Origin of the sequence: Xylanibacter oryzae DSM 17970, from assembly GCF_000585355.1 — a bacterium.
Taxonomy (GTDB): Bacteria; Bacteroidota; Bacteroidia; order Bacteroidales; family Bacteroidaceae; genus Prevotella; species Prevotella oryzae.
Genome location: NZ_KK073873.1, coordinates 2,521,956 through 2,544,611 on the forward strand (window position 1 = coordinate 2,521,956; position 22,656 = coordinate 2,544,611).

Below are 22,656 nucleotides of genomic sequence, written 5' to 3' on the forward strand. Positions count from 1 at the left end.
CAATTTATATTATCATTTATTATGCTTCGCAATAATAAAATTAGTTATTATTGACAAGGCCTGAATAGCGATGACCACTAATCTTATATTTTACGAAACCATTTCCAGAAGGTATTGCATCACCTTTAAATGTTACATAGAATACAATCGAATCCGATTTTGACCCATTAGGTTGAATGCCCTGTCCTGGAAGAATTTGTCCACCAGAAATACTTGCAGTCTCCGTACTTCCAGTCTTAGACTGGAATGTCAGATTATTAATATCGCATGATACTTTCTGCGCAAAAGTATAGTCAGGCAAGCCACTATTACTTAAATCGAAAGGCATATTTACAAAAATCTCATCGGTTGTATTAGCTGCCGTATTATAAGTTTTCATAAGTTGATGTCCAAGTCCATACAAATCACCATCAGATAGTACAACTTTGTTTGATGCATCCACGCCTTCAACTGTCACATACCACTCTCCTGCAACAGACTGAGTAGCTGTACCACCTATTTCGTCTTTGCTACATGATGCCAATACTAGGCATATCAACAATGTAGCTGAAAATATAATTTTTTTCATATTTATTCTTTTATTTCTTGTTCAATATAATATTGAAAGTCATACCAGACCATACAACACTCCAAGATAATGTACTTTTTGCTGAATCAAAATTTCCTGTGAAACTTGTTGCAGAACCTCCAAATCCAGGTAAATTATTGTCTAATATAGAAATTGTTCCATCATTAGCCACCTTCATATTCCCTGCAAGAGCATAAGTCGTTCCATATCCTTTACCCTGATCATAGTAACCTCCTATGAAGTCAGTTACACTATAATTAGAACCATTCTTAAGAACCTCTATGTACATATCCTTTCCAAATGATGAATAAAGAGTTTGTTTACCTGCACTCATACGATAACTATTTGGATCAACTTTATATAATCCCTCTACTGCATCACTTGCATCAGCTACAAATACAGTACGAGTTAAACTTGAAGAAAATCCATCTGCATTAGTAAAAGAATAGACTACAGTATACAGTCCAGACTTAGTAACATCAACATTTGATTTAATTGTTACCTGACCTGTTACATCTTCTCCATTCAAGATACATTTGTAACCGGGATCTTTAAATTGTGCACCCTTTGCCCAAGACATATAATTATCACCAGACATTGTCAAAGTAGGATAATATGTAATACGGGTATCATTATATTCGTCTTTGCTGCAACTGCTAAAAGCTACGACAGTCAATGCGAATATCATTAAATAAAATATTTTTCTTTTCATTTTCTTTTCCAATTAAATATTGAAACTTATATTACTTACCCCAAAATACTGGTGATGTATAACCTGGGAAACTCGGAGCATTGCTATTTCTTGCAGAAGAATGCTCAGCGTATGGGTAACGCTCCAAAATTTTACCCTCTCCTACTGGTCCGTAAACCAAAATAGGTGTATATAAAGTACCAGGTACATATTTAGAAGTATAGATCACATCTTTAGCACTATCATAGAGATCATCACCTTTAACAGTTCCAAATGTTGGGAAATTCAAACGACGCATCTCGCACCAAGCCTCAAAATTATTTGTACCTGAAAGAGCAACCCATTTGGCAATACCAATAGACTTTTTATAATTTACATTATCGTAAGGGTAAACCTTCAGATAATCTGCAAGACTCTCGTCTGGATTACTAATACCTGCAGATTGGAAAGATGCCTTCACTGCTGCGTCATAATGAGATTCTGCATCATCAGCTGTTCCATAACGAGCATAATACTCAGCTTTAAAGAATTCAATTTCAGATACAGTCAAAAGATAAACAGGAGAATTATATGTTATTGCAGGGCGGCTAAAAGAAGTCGCATTATAAGCCTTTGATGTACTAAGGCTTGTACCAGAAACACTTCCTGCATATTTTGAGCTTCCATTAACTGCAAAGAATTTTGATAAACGAGGGTCTGTATAAGTTATATCACCTGATGCATCAGTTACTTGCATTGTTCCAACAATTGCTAAGTTAGCGATTGTATTATTTGTAGCTTTACCTGAAGTAGAAAATTCTTCTGCAAAATATGGGTTATAGCTACCGCTTTGGTTTGCCCAACAACTAGAATATGCTACATCTGATGTAGGGAAATCATTTTCTGTAATAAGTGCAGATATCTGATTTTTTACATCATCTACATTTGATTCACGCATCAATATTTTCAGCTTCAAAGCTTTAGCAAATTTAATCCAACTGTCGGCCTTGGCAGATGGGAATAAGAAATTTGTGCAAACAATATCTGAAGAAGAAGCTTTGCTTAATGCATCATCAAGTTCTTTTAATATACCAGTATATATTGTCTGGCCATCATCAAATTTTGGTGTAGCATTATCAGAATTCAAGGCTTCTGTATATGGAACTTCACCATAGCAGTCTACCAATGTCTCGAAAACGAATGCACGTAAGGTTGTAGCTGCAAGGTATGTACCCCATTCATTTTTGGCTGAAGATTTTGTTCTTATTGTCTCCAGATTCTTTAATGCACGGCTCATCAACTGATCATAAGCATCATTACTACGAGTTGCATTCATTTGGAATTGCGAGAAATCCAAATAGTTACTGCTACCAAATTGCTGTGTATATTGCTGTGCATGGAATCCACCTGCCATTCTTAAGAAACAACCATAGCTTCCAGCTAAATTCATCTCAGCGCCTGGCATCAACATAGAAGATGTCACATTATCCTCTGAAGGTGAATTTGGATCTTGGTTAATATCCAAGTAATTATTACAAGACGTTGTTACAAGTCCTAGTAATATTGTTGATATTATCAATAATTTTTTCATATCATTTCATTTTTAGAATTTAACGCTGAGGTTACAACCAAATGTGCGGCAAGAAGGGTTAGCATAAAGCTCACCAAACTGTCCTTGAAGGTCTGTACCTGTTGTTGTTGTCTCAGGATCAATATAATAGTTATCTTTAGCTGTCCATGTAAATACATTATTACAGAACAAAGACACTGTGATATCTGATAAAGATAAAGAACGAACCAAATGTCTTGGGAATGCATATGCCAAAGTTATATTACGCAATTTAACATAAGAACGATCAACTAGATAGAAGTAATCACCTTGTCCATTACCATAATCATTAAAATATGACTGGTAACTTGAATTTGTCAAATAAATAGGTGTTGTATTCTCTGAATATGTATTACCATTAGCAACTACAGAATTCGGTATTACGAATGGACGGCGATCATTGTATGTCGAGATTGTGCCGTTACCTGTAAACTGCATCAAATCTTTAGTACGTGAGAACATGTAACCACCTGCACGAATATCAAGAGCTGCGCTCAATGTAAATCCATAAGCAGAAAGAGCAGTCGTTACACCACCAGTCCACTTGTTATTCATATTCTTACCGGTATCCTCTACTGATGTACCTAAGACAGGTTGTCCATTGGCATCAACTATCATCTTTCCATAATCAGCACTTTTCGGATCTGTTACCCTTTGCGGAAGATATGCATAGTACTCACCCATAGGTTTGCCTTCTTCTGCATACATATAAACTGCATGATTACCGGCAGAGAAGCTATAAATTGTTGTCTTTCCGCCCTCAAGACTTGAAGGCATTGACAATACTTTATTCTTATTGACAGCAAAGTTTAAATTCAAATCCCATTTAAATTTAGCAGTCTTAATAGGAGTAGTTGTCAACAATAATTCGACACCACGGTTACGAACCTCACCAAAGTTAACTACCTTATATAAATAACCTGAAGAAGGATCTACCGGCAACTTAAAGATCTGATCTTTAGTTATTCTATTATAATAAGCTGCATCCAAACCTATACGGCCGCCAAAGAACTGAAGATTAAGACCAAGTTCTGTCTCAGATGTCATCTCTGGTTTCAATGTATTACTTGCTGCTGTACTAGCTGCCTGGAATGAGTTAGTACCATTCATTGGGAACTTTGAAACATCGTTGATATAGTATCCATCAGAATAAGCTTGTACGTAACGTACAGATGTATAGTATGGATCTGCATCATTACCAGTTTTACCATATGCCATACGCACTTTACCAAAAGTCAAGACATTGTTTTCTGGTAATACCTTTGTAAAGATCCAACTTAATGTTGCTCCTGGATAGAAGTAGCTGTTAGCATTGATTGGTAATGTTGAAGACCAGTCGTTACGTGCTGTAAGGTTTAAATACAACATCTCATTCCATCCGAAAGTAACATCTCCAAAAAGACCTACAAGACGGCGTTTTGACTGTTGTTCTTCAATAAGCTTCTTTGTTGCACCATTGCTCAAATCCCAAAATCCTGTAGGGAATGTAAGATTTGTTGTTTGGTTTCTGCTAACCGTGCTATAACGTTCATTAATACTCAAACCTGCAGTACCATTCAAATCTAAACGACCACCAAAAAACTTCTTTGCATAATTAGCAAGGAAATCATGATTAAGCTCATACTTACGCATATACTCTGTATAAACGTAACCTTCCTGATTCATACTACCAATTGCACTTGATTTGTAGCTAGATGATATTTTGTCTGGGCCCAACAAAGAACCATCAATATCTATCTTTGGTACACCAATCTTCATATCATAATCTGTGTAGTCGAAACCGAAACGGTATGTAAGAGTCAAATCTTTTATTGGCTTAAAATCTGCCTGTATTTTACCATACACCTGTTTAGCGTCATTATGATTATAGTTATTTTCCAATGACCAATAAGGGTTAGTTATTCCCCAAGGAGTAAAATAAGCCTCAGGAGTTCCAAAAGCAGATTGTGTATCCTTTAGGTATTTTGTGTCAATATCACGTGGGAATTCATAAAGTCCATCAATAACAGATGTTCCTTGGAATGCACCAACCATATTTGTACTTGTTTTAGCGAAGTTAATAGAAGATGAAAGTTTCATCCAATTTGTAGCTTCATAACTTCCACGATATGCTAATGTATTACGTTTGTATGTATCTACATTTCCAGGCATGATACCATTATCGTCAGAATATGAGTATGACAAATAGTATGTAGTCTTATTATCATTAGATACACCGCTTAATGCTATATCATGGTTTTGTGACCATCCTGTATCAAAGAAATTCTTTATGCTATTCTTTTTTGCAGAATAAGAATGTAGCATCTGTTGGTTATTCCATACAGGTCCGTAAACTTGTGTAGAACCGTCTAGAGCTGGTCCCCAAGAACCATTTTCTGTAAAAGTCTGCTTTCCATTCCATCCCTGGCCAAACTCATTTTGGAAATCAGGAAGATAAGAAACAACGCGAGCTTGAACACCACCGTTATAAGTTATGGTGAAATTACGGCCATCGCCTTTCTTTCCAGATTTAGTTGTTATGACAATTACGCCATTAGAAGCACGGCTACCATAAAGTGCAGTAGCTGCAGCTCCTTTAAGGATAGTCATTGATTCTATATCATCAGCTGATACATTTGATATACCACCGAGAGCTGCATCGTAGCCCTGGCGTACGTTTCCTCCGTTTTCAGCATCAAATGTAGTCTGCTGCATAGGTACACCATCAACAACATATAGAGGCTGATTACTTCCGTTTATAGAACCATAACCACGAATTATCACATTACTAGATGAACCTGGCTGAGAAGATGTAGACTGAATCTGTACACCTGCTACCTTACCTGCCAATGAACTAGTTACGTCTGTATTACGTGCTTCGGTCAACTCCTCATTTTTCAATGTTGTTGCTGAATAACCTAAGGTTCTCTGCTGTCGAGTAATACCCATTGCAGTTACTACAACTTCATTAAGCTGATTCGCATCAGACTGTAACTCTATCTTAACGTTAGGTGCAATTCCTACAACTTTGGTCTTGTAACCTAGGTAAGACACTCTTAAATTCTTTGCATTAGCTGGAACTCCTGTAATAGAGAATGTTCCATCTACATTTGTTGCCGTGCCCATTCTGCTGCCATCAACGACAACAGAGGCTCCAATTACTGGTTCTCCATCTTCAGATGAAATGACAGTACCCGTAACTGTACGAGTTTGTGCCATTGCACTTCCTACAAAGACGAGGAGACATGCCAATAACAAAAGTGAAACTTTTTTCTTCATAAATTCTCTCTCTTTTAAAAATTTTACCTTAAATAATTATTTTCGATGCAAAATTATATAATTTTTATTCTACAACCAAAGATAATTTGAAAAAAGTGCATTTTTATCCTCATTTTTATGTTAAAAATACCACATCCTTGGTATATTACCAACTTTTTGATAACTAAAAATGATTTTAAGTTACGAATTGGTAGTTGTGTATTTGTATATTTAATGCATAATAATATTCATTTTATAGCATATATTGAATAATAACAGATTATTGTTTCATTTTCTCGTCTCAAACGTAAAATTGTAAAAATTGTTATTAACTAAATATTATTAAATGCTGTAAAACTACATAAAAAAGTAGCATTTTATATCATTTGTCTTTTAATTAGATTTATTGTTCTTATTCCATTTTATTGAAAGATAGTTGCCATAAAATATCTCGCCAATAAGGCACAATATCAATTATATCAAAAGAAAATTCGTTTTGCTTTCAACCGATATCTAACACACTTACTATCAGTTCGTTTGGCTGAAGGCAACTTCCAGGCTAATGTGTTTACAGAATTTTGCCTGACTCTTTTAAACCTTATCCCTAATATTGGTGGTTCTTATTCAATTTAGTTGAAAGGAAGGGCTCCGTTAGTATTTTTGATTATTCAGCAATTCTGAAAAGAAGTTTGTTATAAAAAATACCACTATACCACTAACCCTGTGTTTATAGGCTTTTACCTATTATCAAAATGACACAAAATGACACTCAAATACCACTTATATACCACTTTTTTTTCATAGTGGTATATAAGTGGTATTTTGTGGTAAACGCGTTCTACTAGCTGCTCTGTATAGTGTTTATATTCAATGATTTATGAATATGGTGACATAGTGGTATTTTTTTTATTAAAAATCACAGCGATATTTCTAAAATAGAACTGTTAGCGATGCAAAACGTATGCCTTTAACTCATTTTTAGGGCTACTTTTACTCCGAAGCATAGCTTTACTGATATAAAAGCTATGCTCCAAGTGGTCTAACTCAATGCTTTTGCATAGTAGAAAGATAGCTAAGACAAGGTAAAAGCTATGCTCCAGAGTGACAGTCTGGTGCCATCTGATGAAAACGCCTGCAAAACAAGACATAGAGTAAAGAGACTACTAAGAAGTTGCCTTCAGCCAAACGAACTGATAGTAAGTGTGTTAGCTATCGGTTGAAAGCAAAATAGAAATTAAATTAGCTAAAACGATGAAACTTTTTGCAGAAAGTTTCATCGTTTTAGCTATTAATAATGCAGACCATAAATACTTGAAGTGACCTTACACCTAAATATATTACCGGTTATAACTAAGAAAGATTATTCGTAAGATATATTCTTCAGTTCATTGATCTTTTCCGAATTAGCTCTATTGGTCAGACTATTCAATAATGAACGCAAAGTGACATTATAACCAGGATTGAATTTATCTGAATGCATATACTTTAAAATACTTTCATATAATTGTCTTGTCTCTTTATATTCTGATTTCATGCTGAGTTCTGACATGCACACGAGTAATTTGCCCTTACCCACAGAAAACTCGAAGATAAGTCCCAGACGGTGGTTACGCTCTATGTTGTCTATTACCTGGACGATAGGTTTATAGTCTGTCTTTAGTCCGTCAAGAATAAGCGGGTGACTTTGTTTTATGATAGGGAACCATTGCCAGTTAGTATGCATCTCAGTCGGGAAATCTACGAATATAGGGTGTGTAGGATCTGTCAATATACCAAGTGTACCCGGTGATACAGGCCTTTTATTATTATTGCTGATTGTCTTGAACATACGATAGTTCCAATAGTCGGTCTGGAATAGCCCGCCAACAGTATTTCCTACAAACTGTGTAGAATCGGGCATTAAGAGCACTTTTGCACCTCTTTCTAGTTTCTTGCCTATTTCGTCTGTAATCTTAGATGTAATTATTATTCCTTTCTCAAGTTGCTTTGCATCTGTCTGCATTGGGTAGAACCATATAGGATAAGTATTTCGGTACTGAGTACCATCTATGTTTAAAGACAGTGTATATCTACCTGCCTGTTTCACAGAAACTTTTGACGATATTTTACCGGCATTGAATAGTCCTATACTATCATTAGGTATAGCAAAAGAACCTTTATCATATGTATTACCTTTAGTATCGGTTATTCTCCATGACATCGATTTATCCTGTAATGATTGTTCAGTATAATTTGCAATCTGTATATTGAAGTCTAAGACATCTCCATCATTATAAGTATAACCCTTCGCGTTAAGCAAAGGAACAACCGGAGAACACCACTGACGGAACTCTTCGGGAGTGGTAAGACCCTTACTTTGCATGAAAGCATCCAATATTCCTATATAAGCAGAACCCTGACCCGGATAATCTTGCAAGTCGAGAAGATGGAATCCACCCATGTTGCGAGTACGAAGATCCATCTCGATGTCTGCTTTGTACAGTTCTACACTCCACAAGCCTGATGCTTTATGGAAATCTGCAGCCTGCGACAGCATGCCAGCCTTGTCCAGTCGTGAACGGAACACCTCCATATTATAAGGATATAGAACACCTGTGTATTTTTTTATTTCATTATAGTCAGGATATGTCTGAAACTGTGCTGTCTCATGACTTATCACCGGCATAGGACATGCGCCTATAGCCTTGTCAAAGTTAGTTACAGTATTAGGATATTCATGATTTATGAGTCCACCATCTGCTACATCCGAGAAAGCAAATGAGCCACGCACATGTGTATTGTATTCACCATACTTTTCTCCGCCTACCCGGCATGTAGTAAAATAGTCCATACCTTCTTTATAACCCTGATATCCAAGATAGAAATTTGATCCAAAAGTATATAGTATTTTATTGTCAATAGTTCTAAACGAATCTACGAAACTCTTCATAGTAGGTATGTCACCCCAGAGTTCGTTGCCTAAAGCCATCATTACAAACGAAGGATGATTGCGATACGCCTTGATCATATTCATGCCTTCTTTCTTAAGAAACGACATAAGATAATTGTCACTCTTATTAAAATCTCCCCAGAACGGCAATTCAGGCTGCAGATACACACCTTCTATATCAGCCGCTTCGAAACACGCCTCTGGTGGGCACCATGAATGAAAGCGGTAATGATTTATACCATACTGTTTAGCTATCTGAAAATACTTGCGCCATGAATCTACATCCATAGCTGTATGAGCCGTAAGAGGAAATACGCATGCATCATGTTTGCCACGCAGGAATGTTTCATGTCCATTTACATAGAAATGGTGTCCATTGGCTTTAAAGTCACAGAATCCAAATGTTGACGATATACTGTCTGCTCCATCTATCTCAACATTAAGTTGATATAGTGATGGATGGAACTCGCTCCATAATTGTGGATCGGTAACCGTAAACTTTGTTTTAAACTCATTCTCGCTATTTTTATTTGCAAGCCATTTGACCTCAATTGGTTTAATGGCAGATTTACCATTAGGATCTAATACACTCAAGCTAATATGTCTGTTCTTCTTTATGTTGCCATCAATGTTGAAAGATACAGCAACACTTCCATCAGAAGCACTTGGTATAACTACAAGATTTGTGATATGCTGTTTACTTATAGCTTCGACGTACATTTTACCGATTATACCGTTCCAATTTGTCTGGGTGTCTTCTGTATAAGCATGTGAGTTGCTAAGTAACTGTTTGGGCACAGAGTTACCATTATCCACCATCACAGCAAGAGTATGCTTGCCTGGCTTCATATAGTTTGTAAGATTATATGTCTGTGCTATTGTGATATCATCATTATGCCCTACTTTCTTGCCATCTACAAACACTATAGTAGGTTTGGTACGTTCAAGATAAAGTATTATGTCCTTGCCTTTGAAACTAGCAGGTATTACTATATCCTTTTTATACCACGCCTTACCAAAATAAGAAAACAGTCGTGATAGATGTGTGGTCTCTTCTTTATTAGTTAAAGGTATACCTTTCTTATTAGTATCGGTAGTTCCGGGAAGAATAACTTCCTCATTAAATATTGAAATGGGATAATTCAGGGATATTCCTGTAGAATCAGGATCAAGTGCAAACTGCCACCTGCCTTGCAAATCTATTTGTTGTCGATACCTATTTTGGGCTGAAACCGAAAATACTATTACCATGAATGATAACAGGAATAATGTCTTTTTCATAATCATCATATATTATTGCAGGCATAGATAACCAGCCTGATTATTATTTGAATTCAAAACTTAGTTGTCCGTCTCCTAAAAGGTTATAACTTTTACGATGTAATGGGGTTATCCCATATTGTTTTATAGCTGCCCGATGTTTCTTTGTAGGATATCCTTTATTTGATTTCCAGTCATACTGAGGATATTGTTCGGCAAGTTCATCCATATAATCATCCCTGAATGTCTTTGCCAATATACTCGCGGCTGCTATAGATAGATATTTGCCATCACCTTTTACAATAGTAGTATGAGGCAAATCTCTGTATTTCTTAAAACGGTTACCGTCTACTATCACTGCCTCCGGCCTGACTTTAAGTTGGTCGAGAGCCCTGTGCATAGCCAATATACTTGCATTAAGAATATTAATCTTATCAATTTCTTCGGCAGTTACTATCCCTACAGCCCACGCAATGGCATCACGCTCTACGGTCTTACGCAGTTCGTAACGTTTCTTCGCCGACAGTTTCTTTGAATCATTAAGTTCGGGGTTATTATAGTCAGGAGGAAAAATTACAGCTGCTGCATATACGCTACCGGCCAGACAGCCTCTTCCGGCTTCATCGCAACCAGCTTCAATTTTTCCTTCATAGAAATGACTTTCCAGCATGGTCAGAACATTTTACTTACCCTTTTGATTCCTGCTATCAGGACATCTATCTCTTCTTTGGTATTATATAAACCGAAAGATGCACGTACTGTTCCCTGTATACCGAGACTAATCATCAGTGGTTGTGCACAATGATGGCCTGTACGCACTGCAATACCCAGTCGGTCTAGTAATGTTCCCATATCGAGATGGTGAATATCTCCCACCAGAAAAGATACTACAGCATCCTTATAGGCTGATTGTCCAAAAATCCGCATTCCATCAATCTTCTGCATCTCCTGCATACAATATTTTGTCAGTTCAGACTCGTGTGCAGCTATATTATCCATACCCAAACGTGTAATGTAATCTATTGCTTTAGCCAGTCCATTGGTTGCTACATAATCAGGTGTACCTGCTTCAAACTTAAACGGAAGTTTTTCGAAGACTGTCTTCTCGAAACTTACGCTCTCGATCATCTCGCCTCCACCTTGATAAGGAGGAAGTTTGTCCAACCAGCTTTCCTTACCATATAGAACTCCAACGCCTGTAGGACCATACATCTTATGCCCACTGAAAGCAAAGAAGTCGCAATCCATATCTTGCATATCAACTTTGAAATGTGGTGTGCTCTGCGCTCCGTCTACCATAACCGGTACTCCGTGTTGATGAGCTATACGTATCATTTCCTTTACAGGATTTATAGTGCCGAGTACATTGCTGACCTGTGTTACGCTGACAATCTTTGTCTTCTCAGTAAAAAGTTTTTTGTATTCATCAAGGAGAAGTTCTCCTTTATCATTCATAGGTATTACACGTATAGCAATACCTTTCTTTGCAGCTTGTAATTGCCAAGGTACGATATTAGAGTGATGTTCCATCACAGAGACGATAACTTCATCTCCAGGCTCCATAAACTCTTCTGTGAAAGAAGAACATACAAGGTTAAGCCCTTCTGTAGTACCACGGGTGAAAATTATCTCATTGGTAGATTTTGCATTGATAAAACTGCGTACTTTCTCACGGGCCTCTTCATGCAAGTCGGTAGCCTGCTGTGAAAGGAAGTGTACACCACGATGCACATTGGCATTGACAGAATAATATTCATTGACAATGGCATCTACTACTTCACGTGGTTTCTGTGTAGTAGCAGCATTATCAAGATATACCAGCGGCTTGCCATAAACCGTACGTGAAAGTATCGGAAAATCAGCTCTAACCTTATTTATATCGTACATATATTTCTTATTTACAGAGTTTACAACCTTCGCATTTGCTCAATTCTCCACGGAATCGTTTCTCTACCAGATGGTGCAGACGATCACGTAAAGGTTCCAGCTTGATGCTGTCTATAACTTGATTTACAAATGCGAACTCCAACAATAGTTTAGCTTCATCCATACTTATTCCGCGCTGACGCATATAGAACATAGCAGCATCATTTAACTGACCTACAGTACTACCATGCGAACATTTCACGTCATCAGCATATATCTCAAGCATTGGCTGTGTATACATTCTTGCATTCTTAGTAGTACAAAGATTCTGATTAGTCTCCTGCGAAGTTGTCTTCTGAGCATCATGACGTACCAGTACACGACCGGCAAAAGCACCTACAGATTTATCTCCAAGTACATACTTATATAGTTCATGACTACTGCAATGGCCTACTTTATGATCTATCAGCGTATTATTGTCTACACGTTGATCCTTATCTGCTATCACACATCCGCATAAGTTACATTCAGCACCCTCTCCATTAAATACAAGGTCTGTACGGTTGCGCGTAACGCCATTATGAAGAGTTATTATATTATGATTAACACGACTATTAGCCTGCTGATCAATATACAGATTACTTACACGTACATTCTTTGCATGAGTCTCTTCCAGACAATACAAGTCTAGTCCTGCATTGTCACCAACATAAGCTTCGATAACCTGTGTAGTAAGGAAATTGCAATCATCTGCTGCATGGTCGCAAAACAAGAGTTTAATTTCAGCCCCTTCTTCTACGATGATAAGAACACGACGGTTAGCCATCAGGTCTACATCAGAGCGTAATATATTAATAACCTGTACAGGACGTTCCACTATCACATTTTTAGGAACATAAACCAATAGTCCGTCTTGTGCAAGCATTGTATTAAGAGCTGTAATGGCATCATCGTCAGTCTTAGCCAACCCTGCATAATACTTTTGTATCAAGTTTGGATTCTTAGCTGCTACATTGCTCAATGAGTCTATAACAACACCCTCAGGCAAAAGGCTTTTGGGTAATGACTTGGTATAAAATCCATCATTAACGACAAAGAACAATGATGTACTAAGATTTGGAACATCACACTTGAACGCATCATACGGATTTACAGGTATGTCGAGGCGATTTATGTTAAGACCATAATTGGGCTCAAACAGTGCCTGCATATCTGTATATTTGTATCTTTCGACCTTACGTGACGGAAAGCCCAATCGTTTGAAATCTTCAAAAGCCTTATCGCGCACAGTATTAAGCGGAGCAGCGCTATGGCTGAAGATCATATCACGGCATTCTCCGTATAAGTCGATATATTGTTTCTCACTTCCCATATTATTCTTCTCCTACTTCTTCCTTAATCCAGTCGTAACCGCGTGCCTCTATTTCTTGTGAGAGTTCAGGACCTGCTGTCTTTACTATACGGCCTTTGTATAGCACATGGATAACATTCGGTTTGATTATCTCAAGCAGACGCTCATAATGGGTAATGACTATGCAACTTGTTTCAGGAGTCTTCAGTTTGTTTACACCCTCTGCTACAATACGTAATGCGTCAACATCAAGTCCTGAATCTGTCTCATCAAGAATAGAAAGTTTCGGCTCAAGCATAGCCATCTGGAATATTTCATTGCGTTTTTTCTCACCACCGCTAAATCCTTCGTTCACAGAACGATTGGCCAGTTTACTATCCAGGTCTACTATTTTACGTCTCTCACGCATCAGTTTAAGGAACTCACCTGCATTGAGTGGCTCTTTACCCTGATACTTAAGTTTTTCATTGATAGCGGCACGCATAAAGTTTGTCATCGATACACCTGGTATCTCAACCGGGTATTGGAAAGAAAGGAACAGTCCTTCGTGAGCACGATCCTCCGGTTTCATCTGAAGAAGATCCTTGCCATTGAAGAACGCCTCACCTTCGGTTACCTCATACAGAGGATTGCCTACAAGTACAGCACTCAGGGTACTCTTACCAGAACCATTCGGTCCCATAATAGCATGTATTTCACCATCATTTATCGTGAGGTTGATACCTCGCAGTATTTCTTTATCGCCTATCTTGGCGTGAAGGTTTCTAACTTCTAACATATATATCGTTTTTATTATTATCCAACTGTTCCTTCGAGTGATACAGACAATAATTTCTGAGCCTCAACAGCGAACTCCATTGGCAATTTGTTTAATACTTCCTTTGCATATCCGTTTACTATCAGACCTACGGCCTGCTCTGTAGGTATACCACGCTGATTGCAGTAGAATAGCTGGTCTTCACTGATTTTACTAGTGGTTGCCTCATGCTCTACTATAGCCAAATCATTATGTATATCCATATAGGGGAATGTATGTGCACCGCAGTCACTTCCAAGCAACAGACTGTCACATGAACTGTAATTACGGGCATTGTCTGCATTGGCCGTTGCACGTACCAGACCTCTATACGAATTCTGGCTATGACCGGCACTAATACCTTTGCTGATGATAGTACTCTTGGTATTCTTACCCATATGTATCATCTTGGTACCGGTATCAGCCTCCTGATAATTGTTTGTTACAGCTACAGAATAGAACTCTGCCTGTGAATTATCACCACGTAAGATACAAGATGGATACTTCCATGTTATGGCACTACCTGTCTCTACCTGTGTCCATGACAATTTACTGTTTACACCGCGTAGGTCTCCACGCTTTGTTACAAGATTGAGCACACCACCCTTACCATTCTTATCTCCGGGATACCAGTTCTGTACAGTAGAGTATTTTACTTCTGCATTGTCTTTAACAATAATCTCGACTATTGCTGCATGCAACTGGTTCTCATCTCTCATTGGGGCTGTACAACCCTCAAGGTATGATACATACGAATCATCTTCAGCAATGATAAGCGTACGTTCAAACTGACCCGTATTACGGGCATTAATACGGAAATAACTGCTCAACTCCATTGGGCAGCGTACACCTTTCGGTATATATACAAAAGATCCGTCACTGAACACTGCACTATTAAGTGAAGCAAAATAGTTGTCACGATAAGGTACTACAGAACCAAGATATTCTTTTACCAAATCAGGATGGTTCTTTACCGCATCACCTATCGAACAGAATATTATTCCCTTCTCGGCAAGTTTCTCTTTGAAGGTCGTCTTTACTGATACAGAGTCCATAATAGCATCAACGGCTGTGCCACTCAATGCCAGACGCTCCTCAAGGGGAATGCCCAGTTTATCGAAAGTCTTAACAAGTTCAGGGTCTATCCCTTTCTTCTTGCCATCATCATTTTTCTTCTTCGCCATCGGATCAGCATAGTATGATATAGCCTGATAGTCTATTTCAGGCAAATGAACATGACCCCATGTAGGCTGAGTCTGGCTAACCCAATAATTATATGCCTTAATTCGGAAGTCGAGAAGCCACTCAGGTTCCCCTTTCTTAGAAGAAATAAGTCTCACCACCTGTTCGTTAAGACCCTTTTCTATTATATCCGTATGTACATCAGTAGTGAAGCCGAACTCATACTTCTGCTCTGCTACCTGTTTTACAAATTCGTTTTTATTATTATTCTCCATACAAATTCTCCAACAATATTTATGCCAAATATGCTATTCTGCCATCTAGAGATGGCAAAATAGCATATTTTTATTGTTTATATGTGCACATAGTCACATTGTCATTACAGTTTCTGTTTGATTTCAATCTCAGTGAATGTCTCTATGATATCCCCTGACTGAATGTCATTGAAGTTGACAAGACTGATACCGCACTCAAAGTTGACACCAACCTCTTTTACATCGTCTTTGAAACGCTTAAGAGCATTGATTTCTCCTGTGTGTACAACAATACCATCACGTACCAGACGGGCCTTGTCTGCACGGTGAACTTTACCCTCTGTAACAAAAGCTCCGGCAACTGTACCGACCTTTGATATCTTGTAAACTTCACGTACCTCAACCTGACCGGTGATAACCTCTTTCTTAATCTTGTCAAGCATACCTTCCATAGCAGCTTTCACATCTTCTATAGCATCGTAGATTACAGAGTATGTAGTGATTTCCACACCTTCCTGATCTGCTACCCTACGGGCTGCAGCAGAAGGACGAACCTGGAAACCTACGATAATGGCATCTGATGCAGAAGCAAGAGATACATCACTTTCTGATATCTGTCCTACAGCCTTATGTATTACGTTGACCTGTATCTTCTGTGTAGACAACTTGATGAACGAATCACTGAGTGCCTCGATAGAACCGTCAGTATCACCCTTAACAATAAGGTTGAGTTCCTTGAATTCACCAAGAGCAATACGATGACCGATCTCCTCAAGAGTAAGACGAGTCTGTGTACGTAGACCTTGCTCACGCTGCAACTGCATACGCTTGTTAGTTATATCCCTGGCTTCCTGCTCTGTCTCCATAACATGGAATGAATCACCTGCCTGAGGTGCTCCGTTAAGACCAAGGATTATAGCCGGTTCTGCAGGTTTGGCTTCATCCATACGTATGTTACGTTCATTGAACATAGCCTTTACACGTCCGAAATATGTTCCTGCTATTACTACATCACCAACTTTAAGTGTACCATTAGAAACAAGCAGTGTAGAAACATATCCACGACCCTTGTCAAGAGAAGACTCTATAATAGAACCTGTAGCATTACGATTAGGATTTGCCTTAAGATCAAGCATTTCGGCCTCAAGAAGAACCTTCTCTAGAAGTTCCTTAACTCCGACACCTTTCTTTGCACTGATCTCCTGACATTGGTATTTACCACCCCAGTCTTCTACAAGCAAATTCATATTAGCCAAGTCTTCACGTATCTTATCAGGATTAGCTCCCGGTTTATCAATCTTATTTATCGCAAATACCATAGGCACATTAGCTGCCTGAGCATGAGATATAGCCTCACGGGTTGTAGGCATCACACTATCATCAGCCGCGATAATGATAATCGCGATATCAGTAACCTGAGCACCACGGGCACGCATGGCCGTAAAGGCCTCATGTCCAGGAGTATCAAGGAATGTGATATGACGACCGTCCTCAAGTCTCACATTATAGGCACCAATATGCTGAGTGATACCACCGGCCTCACCAGCGATAACATTTGACTTACGTATATAGTCGAGCAAAGAAGTCTTACCGTGGTCTACATGTCCCATAACAGTTACAATAGGAGCACGAGACATCAAATCTTCTACGTCATCTATATCTTCACTTACAGCTTCAGAAACCTCAGCACTTACATATTCTGTCTTATAACCAAACTCATCTGCAACAATATTAATTGTTTCAGCATCCAAACGCTGGTTTATAGATACCATAATACCAAGGTTCATACAGGTAGCAATAACCTGATTTGGCTGAGCATTCATCATTGTTGCAAGTTCACTGACAGTAACGAACTCAGTGAGCTTAAGTGTCTTACTTTCTGCTCTTTCTTCCTTCTTCTCCTCATTCAGTTTTTCCTGAACGGCTTCACGTTTCTCCTTACGATATCTTGCGCCTTTCTTATTCTGACTCTTATTTGTAAGACGTGCCAGAGTCTCTTTAACCTGCTTTGCAACATCCACATTATTCACCTCAAGGCTGCGCTGAACATATCTTTTGCTGCGTTTGTGGTTACTATTGTTATTATTGCTGCTGCTATTATTGTTATTGTTGTTTCTATTGCCGGATGTGCCATTATTTCTATTGCCGGGTCCATTATTAGGCCTACTGCCGGGAGCACCATTATTTCTATTGCCGGGACCGTTATTGTTACGGTTACCGTTATTAGAATTATTGTTCTGACTTACAGCTGCATTAATATCTACACGTTCTTTATTAATGCGCTGACGTTTTTTACGTTCTCCACCATTAGCATTGCTACTTGGGCTCTGACGTATTTTGTCTTCACGCTCTTTGCGGCGCTCTTCCTTAGTTTTCTTCTTAGGGCGAGTGCTCTGGTTAAGGGTTGAAAGATCTATCTTTCCAAGGACATTTACCTTCGGGGCTAGTTTAGACTCACTCTTAAGAGTAAATAGTTTACTATCTTTAGGTTCCTCTTTTGCTTCCGGAGCTTTAGGTTCTTCCTTTTTGGGTTGAAAACCCTGAAACTTTTGCTGAACCGGTTTGGGCTTCTGAGCAACAGCAGGCCGTGGGTCAACTGTTTTAGGCTGTTGAACACTTGCAGGTTGCTGCTCTACTACTTGGGGTTTTGGTGCTACCACCGGCTGTTCCTGCTTCTGTATTGGCTTTGGTTGTTCAGACGGTTTCATATTATGCACCTCACTATTATTGTTTTCACTAACTTTTTCAATCGGTTCCACTTTATGTTGCTGAGTTATTTCTTCCGGTTGCTGTTTCTTTTCAGTTGTCGGGCTTACGGCAGAAACCTTCGGCTGAGACACAGGCGTAATTTCAGGAGCAGCAGACGGTTTTGGTGCCGGCTTTTTGCCCAAGTTATCTAAGTCTATCTTGCCGACAAACTTAGGTTTGTTAAGAGTGGTTATGTTGTCTGAACCGTTCTCTCTTTTATCAGTAAACTGTTTTTTCTCCTTCTGCTTTTTAGGGAAGAGTCTTTCAGCCTGATTACGAAGATCCTTATCGCCCTTGAATTCATCAATGAGCGCTTTATATTGCTCATCTGTAACTTTGGCGTTTCGGTCAGCTTTAACCTCTCCGAGGTTTTTTCTCTGTAGGAAATCAACTGCCGTCTGAAGTCCTACGTTTAATTCTCTTAATGCTACGTTTAATCTGATGCTCATTTATTATTTTTTCTCTTATTTCTCGAATTCTTCATTTAATACTCGTAAAACATTGTCAACGGTTTCTTCTTCCAAGTCTGCTTTCTCTACAAGCATATCACGAGGAGCGTTGATTACAGACTTTGCAGTCTCCAATCCGATAGACTTGATCGCATCTATAACCCATTGATCAATTTCATCAGAGAATTCATCTAACATTACGTCTTCATCATCCATACCTGCATTCTCAGGTACATCACGTATTACGTCGATAGTATACTCTGTAAGCATACTAGCCAGTTTGATGTTAAGTCCACTACGGCCGATTGCCAATGAAACTTCTTCCGGTTTAAGGAATACATCAGCATGACGGCTTTCTTCGTCCAGTTCTATACGAGTAACCTTTGCCGGGCTCAACGAACGTTGGATAAATAGTTTAATATTTGATGTATAGTTTATTACATCAATATTTTCATTACACAGTTCACGTACTATGCCGTGAACGCGGCTGCCCTTTACACCTACGCAGGCTCCTACCGGGTCGATGCGCTCATCATAGCTTTCTACTGCTATCTTGGCTCTCTCTCCCGGCATACGGGCAACTTTTTTTATTGTTATAAGTCCGTCAGCTATTTCAGGTACTTCTGCTTCAAGCAGGCGCTCCAGGAATAGAGGACTTGTACGACTCAATATAATTTTTGGGTTATTGTTTTCATTGTCTACACGAAGCACCACCCCACGTACCGTTTCACCTTTATGAAACTGGTCTGCCGGTATCTGCTCTGTCTTAGGCATATGCATCTCATTATTCTCATCATCCACGAGAAGCATTTCACGCTTCCACATCTGATACACCTCGCCACTTACTATCTGGCCTACACGGTCTTTGTACTTATTGTACAAGCTGTCATGCTCCAGTTCAAGAATCTTAGAAGCCAGTGTCTGTCGTAAGTTAAGAATAGCACGGCGGCCAAACTTGCTGAAGTTTACTTCTTCAGATACTTCCTCACCTACTTCATAGTCAGGTTCTATCTTCTGAGCTGCTGTAAGAGATATCTCCTTATTCTCATCCTGTACTTCACCATTAGCTACGACAATACGGTTACGGTGGATTTCAAAGTCACCCTTGTCCGGGTTTACAATAACATCGAAATTTTCATCGCTTCCGAATATCTTTGCTATAACGTTACGGAAACTTTCTTCCAAAACGCTAACCAGAGTAGTACGGTCAATATTCTTTGTATCTTTAAACTCCTTGAAGGTGTCGATCATGCTCGGTGCATCTTCTTCAATTTTTCTTGCTGCCATAGCTTTACTTGAAACTTAATAAGTATTTAGTATATTTTATATTATTCATATTGAATGTCTTGTCAATATCTGTAAGTACAGGACGTTTTACGCCTTCTTTCTTAACTTTTTCACTTACAGTAACGACGAAGTCCTCTCCATCAACAGATTTCAGCACGCCCTTCGACTTATTGCCTTGATTGTCAAGAACCTCAACATCTTTTCCTATATGGTTTTGATATTGCTGGAGCACCTTGAATGGCTGACCTATTCCGGCACTGCCTACTTCAAGCTCATAGTCTTCCTTTTCGCGGCTCAAGTGATCTTCGATATATTTACTCAAAGACACACAGTCTTCAATCCATACACCGTCTGCATGATCTATTTCAACAACAATCTTGTCATCCGGACTAATTGCAATGTCTACAAGAAAATAATCGTTATCTTGCAGCCATTCATCTACTAACTGTTTTACAACCTTCTTATCTATCATAAATTATGATTATTAAAATGAAAATGAGGGACTTATTAAAGCCCCTCATTCCACTGAACGATGCAAAATTAGTAATAATTTCAATATTTACCAAGTATTTATAGAAATATTTGATAAAAATCGATGTATTTATATGATAAGTACTACTTTTTCACCGTTATTTTGACTGCAGGATGTAATATTTTACTATATTCAGCAGGATTTGAAAGTACACGTATTGCCTCTTTGAGGGCCTTATCTTTATTTAGTCCATTCTCAATAGAGCCTTTCTGATAATAATATGCAGCCACGATGTCAGAAGCCATCATCTGTTTTATTATTTCTTTGTTTCGGTCAAGATCTTTTGCAGTATTATGTGTAAGTTTCTTTTCCAAATTTTCAAATTCAGGTTTTGCGTCATCATAATATCCTTCAAACTTTGCAGCCTTTACCAGTTCTTTGTATGCCGCTTCACTTATACGGTCATAAGTGAAACCGCTCTTTATCACCCGCTGTTTAAATTCTTCATAATCAGCATCTGTTATTTCAAAATCTTTTGCGGGGGCAATTGTATGATGTTTAGACAGATAGTCCAGTTCATAATCGAACATCACTTCGGTAGAGTCACGGCCTTGACCTGACAGATAAAATACTATATTTGGCAGTGAATCCGGCTTGACTTCCAAATCCGGTTTTATACCTCCGCCATCACGTACTTCACGCCCTCCAACGGTATGGAACACGTGCGTAAGACTGTCGGGTATATGTTCCTTATAACCGCCTTCGCTATGTTTGTAATTAATAGCCTGTATACATCTTCCACTTGGTATATAGTATTTGCTGGTAGTAAGTTTTAGATTTCCATTATAAGGAATATCGAGCGGCACCTGAACCAATCCCTTGCCATACGTGCGCGTACCTATTATAACGGCCCTGTCCAAATCCTGTAGCGAACCGCTTGTTATTTCGCTTGCGCTTGCAGTCTCACCGTTAACCAGTACTACAACCGGCATAATCGTATCCAGCGGTTCCACCTTCGTACGATATTCAGAGTTTACACGTTTCAGCTTACCAATTGTCTTTACGATAAGCAGGTTTTTGGGTACAAACATATTTATTATCTGAATGGCTTCCGAGAGAGAACCTCCGCCATTATTCCTTAAGTCAAACACCAGACTTTTAGCCCCCCTCTTCTTAAGGTCTATGAATGCACGGCGCACATCTTTAGAGCAGTCTTCAGTAAAACTAGACAGATTGATATATCCTATATTATTCTCGCGCATCCCATAATAAGGTACAGAAGGCATCTGTATGGCACGGCGAGTTATCTTGAATGTCAGATCCTTATTTACTCCCGGCCTTTTAACTTTCATCAAGAAGCTTGTACCGGCATCACCACGCAACTTGTCACTCACTTCAGAAACGTTCTTATTTACCATTGAGGTATCATCTATAGCCAATATGATATCACCCTTTTTCAGTCCGGCCTGTGCAGCAGGAGTATCCTCATAAGGTTCATCTATGACCACACGTTTCAGTTTCTGATGATATCTAACCAAAGCACCGATACCTGCATAAGATCCCGTAATCATGAGTTTAAGATCCTTTACATCACTTTCGGGATAATACACCGTATAGGGGTCCAAACTCTTAAGCATAGCCTTTATTCCTGTACCTATCACCTCATCGGCATTAAGCGTATCCACATACATAAGATCAAGATCCTTATATATTGTATTAAACACATCAAGGTTTTTTGTTACCTCAAAGTTATGCCTTTTCACGTCTTGTGCGTTCAACGCTGCGACCGGTAGAAGCAACAGGACAAGTTGAAAGATTATTCTCTTCATATCAAGTTTAATTAATTACTGAGTGCAAAAATACAAGTTTATGCCCTTATTCCACTCTTTTTGGATAAAAAATTTTGCATTTTAGCACTAAAAATAAAATTTTTCTAGAAAAAGTTTGGTGGAATAAAAAAAACGATGTACTTTTGCAC

General features: G+C 38.6%; 15 protein-coding genes. 1 reads left to right on the forward strand and 14 read right to left on the reverse strand.

What is annotated here, in order from left to right:
- Positions 1 to 40: 40 nt before the first annotated feature.
- From XYLOR_RS10285 to XYLOR_RS10300, 4 genes are read right to left on the reverse strand one after another with little or no spacing between them, the layout of a single operon-like run.
- Complete coding sequence (locus XYLOR_RS10285) at positions 41 to 568, reverse strand: lipid-binding protein (RefSeq protein ID WP_036879168.1); 528 nt, start codon at positions 566 to 568, stop codon at positions 41 to 43.
- Between the two features lie 10 nt (positions 569 to 578).
- Entirely contained in the window at positions 579 to 1,280 is a 702-nt protein-coding gene (locus XYLOR_RS10290; protein WP_036879170.1) for a BT_2262 family domain-containing protein, read from the reverse strand.
- 31 nt (positions 1,281 to 1,311) lie between these two features.
- A complete protein-coding gene (locus tag XYLOR_RS10295) occupies positions 1,312 to 2,829 on the reverse strand; it encodes a SusD/RagB family nutrient-binding outer membrane lipoprotein (RefSeq protein WP_036879171.1) in 1,518 nt (505 codons plus the stop codon).
- Positions 2,830 to 2,841: 12 nt separating this feature from the next.
- Positions 2,842 to 6,105: a SusC/RagA family TonB-linked outer membrane protein gene (locus XYLOR_RS10300; RefSeq protein WP_036879173.1), complete on the reverse strand. Its 3,264-nt coding sequence runs from the start codon at positions 6,103 to 6,105 to the stop codon at positions 2,842 to 2,844.
- Positions 6,106 to 7,175: 1,070 nt separating this feature from the next.
- On the opposite strand from XYLOR_RS10300, the gene XYLOR_RS14095 reads away from it, so the two are divergent.
- On the forward strand, positions 7,176 to 7,304 hold the full coding sequence (locus XYLOR_RS14095) for a hypothetical protein (protein ID WP_258575513.1): 129 nt from the start codon (positions 7,176 to 7,178) through the stop codon (positions 7,302 to 7,304).
- Between the two features lie 140 nt (positions 7,305 to 7,444).
- Here the strand turns inward: XYLOR_RS14095 and XYLOR_RS10305 are convergent, their stop codons facing one another.
- The 10 genes from XYLOR_RS10305 to XYLOR_RS10350 form a co-directional block, all read right to left on the reverse strand.
- Positions 7,445 to 10,294, reverse strand: a complete 2,850-nt coding sequence (locus XYLOR_RS10305) for a DUF8487 domain-containing protein (protein WP_245602001.1) — start codon at positions 10,292 to 10,294, stop codon at positions 7,445 to 7,447.
- Between the two features lie 43 nt (positions 10,295 to 10,337).
- The gene (rnhB, locus tag XYLOR_RS10310; RefSeq protein WP_036879175.1) at positions 10,338 to 10,943 is read right to left on the reverse strand and encodes a ribonuclease HII; all 606 of its coding nucleotides are present in this window, start codon (positions 10,941 to 10,943) and stop codon (positions 10,338 to 10,340) included.
- 2 nt (positions 10,944 to 10,945) lie between these two features.
- Positions 10,946 to 12,160: an aminotransferase class V-fold PLP-dependent enzyme gene (locus XYLOR_RS10315; RefSeq protein ID WP_036879178.1), complete on the reverse strand. Its 1,215-nt coding sequence runs from the start codon at positions 12,158 to 12,160 to the stop codon at positions 10,946 to 10,948.
- Between the two features lie 7 nt (positions 12,161 to 12,167).
- On the reverse strand, positions 12,168 to 13,511 hold the full coding sequence (gene sufD / locus XYLOR_RS10320; protein WP_036879180.1) for a Fe-S cluster assembly protein SufD: 1,344 nt from the start codon (positions 13,509 to 13,511) through the stop codon (positions 12,168 to 12,170).
- Between the two features lies 1 nt (position 13,512).
- Complete coding sequence (gene sufC, locus XYLOR_RS10325) at positions 13,513 to 14,268, reverse strand: Fe-S cluster assembly ATPase SufC (protein ID WP_036879182.1); 756 nt, start codon at positions 14,266 to 14,268, stop codon at positions 13,513 to 13,515.
- A 17-nt stretch (positions 14,269 to 14,285) separates the two neighbouring features.
- Positions 14,286 to 15,743 (reverse strand): Fe-S cluster assembly protein SufB, encoded by a 1,458-nt coding sequence (sufB, locus tag XYLOR_RS10330; protein WP_036879184.1) that lies wholly within the window; start codon positions 15,741 to 15,743, stop codon positions 14,286 to 14,288.
- Between the two features lie 104 nt (positions 15,744 to 15,847).
- Positions 15,848 to 18,919 (reverse strand): translation initiation factor IF-2, encoded by a 3,072-nt coding sequence (gene infB, locus XYLOR_RS10335; RefSeq protein WP_036879186.1) that lies wholly within the window; start codon positions 18,917 to 18,919, stop codon positions 15,848 to 15,850.
- A 15-nt stretch (positions 18,920 to 18,934) separates the two neighbouring features.
- A complete protein-coding gene (gene nusA / locus XYLOR_RS10340; protein WP_036879188.1) occupies positions 18,935 to 20,206 on the reverse strand; it encodes a transcription termination factor NusA in 1,272 nt (423 codons plus the stop codon).
- Between the two features lie 4 nt (positions 20,207 to 20,210).
- Entirely contained in the window at positions 20,211 to 20,678 is a 468-nt protein-coding gene (gene rimP / locus XYLOR_RS10345) for a ribosome assembly cofactor RimP (protein WP_036879190.1), read from the reverse strand.
- Positions 20,679 to 20,821: 143 nt separating this feature from the next.
- A complete protein-coding gene (locus XYLOR_RS10350; protein ID WP_036879191.1) occupies positions 20,822 to 22,507 on the reverse strand; it encodes a S41 family peptidase in 1,686 nt (561 codons plus the stop codon).
- Between the last annotated feature and the right edge of the window lie 149 nt (positions 22,508 to 22,656).

Bases quoted from the DNA above. Each gene is read 5' to 3' on its own strand.
- nusA (WP_036879188.1), bottom strand. From the start codon at position 20,206: ATGGCAGCAAGAAAAATTGAAGAAGATGCACCGAGCATGATCGACACC.
- XYLOR_RS10285 (WP_036879168.1), bottom strand. From the start codon at position 568: ATGAAAAAAATTATATTTTCAGCTACATTGTTGATATGCCTAGTATTG.
- XYLOR_RS10315 (WP_036879178.1), bottom strand. From the start codon at position 12,160: ATGTACGATATAAATAAGGTTAGAGCTGATTTTCCGATACTTTCACGT.
- XYLOR_RS10305 (WP_245602001.1), bottom strand. From the start codon at position 10,294: ATGAAAAAGACATTATTCCTGTTATCATTCATGGTAATAGTATTTTCG.
- XYLOR_RS10295 (WP_036879171.1), bottom strand. From the start codon at position 2,829: ATGAAAAAATTATTGATAATATCAACAATATTACTAGGACTTGTAACA.
- infB (WP_036879186.1), bottom strand. From the start codon at position 18,919: ATGAGCATCAGATTAAACGTAGCATTAAGAGAATTAAACGTAGGACTT.
- sufC (WP_036879182.1), bottom strand. From the start codon at position 14,268: ATGTTAGAAGTTAGAAACCTTCACGCCAAGATAGGCGATAAAGAAATA.
- sufD (WP_036879180.1), bottom strand. From the start codon at position 13,511: ATGGGAAGTGAGAAACAATATATCGACTTATACGGAGAATGCCGTGAT.
- XYLOR_RS10350 (WP_036879191.1), bottom strand. From the start codon at position 22,507: ATGAAGAGAATAATCTTTCAACTTGTCCTGTTGCTTCTACCGGTCGCA.
- rnhB (WP_036879175.1), bottom strand. From the start codon at position 10,943: ATGCTGGAAAGTCATTTCTATGAAGGAAAAATTGAAGCTGGTTGCGAT.
- XYLOR_RS10300 (WP_036879173.1), bottom strand. From the start codon at position 6,105: ATGAAGAAAAAAGTTTCACTTTTGTTATTGGCATGTCTCCTCGTCTTT.
- XYLOR_RS14095 (WP_258575513.1), top strand. From the start codon at position 7,176: ATGCTCCAGAGTGACAGTCTGGTGCCATCTGATGAAAACGCCTGCAAA.
- XYLOR_RS10290 (WP_036879170.1), bottom strand. From the start codon at position 1,280: ATGAAAAGAAAAATATTTTATTTAATGATATTCGCATTGACTGTCGTA.
- rimP (WP_036879190.1), bottom strand. From the start codon at position 20,678: ATGATAGATAAGAAGGTTGTAAAACAGTTAGTAGATGAATGGCTGCAA.
- sufB (WP_036879184.1), bottom strand. From the start codon at position 15,743: ATGGAGAATAATAATAAAAACGAATTTGTAAAACAGGTAGCAGAGCAG.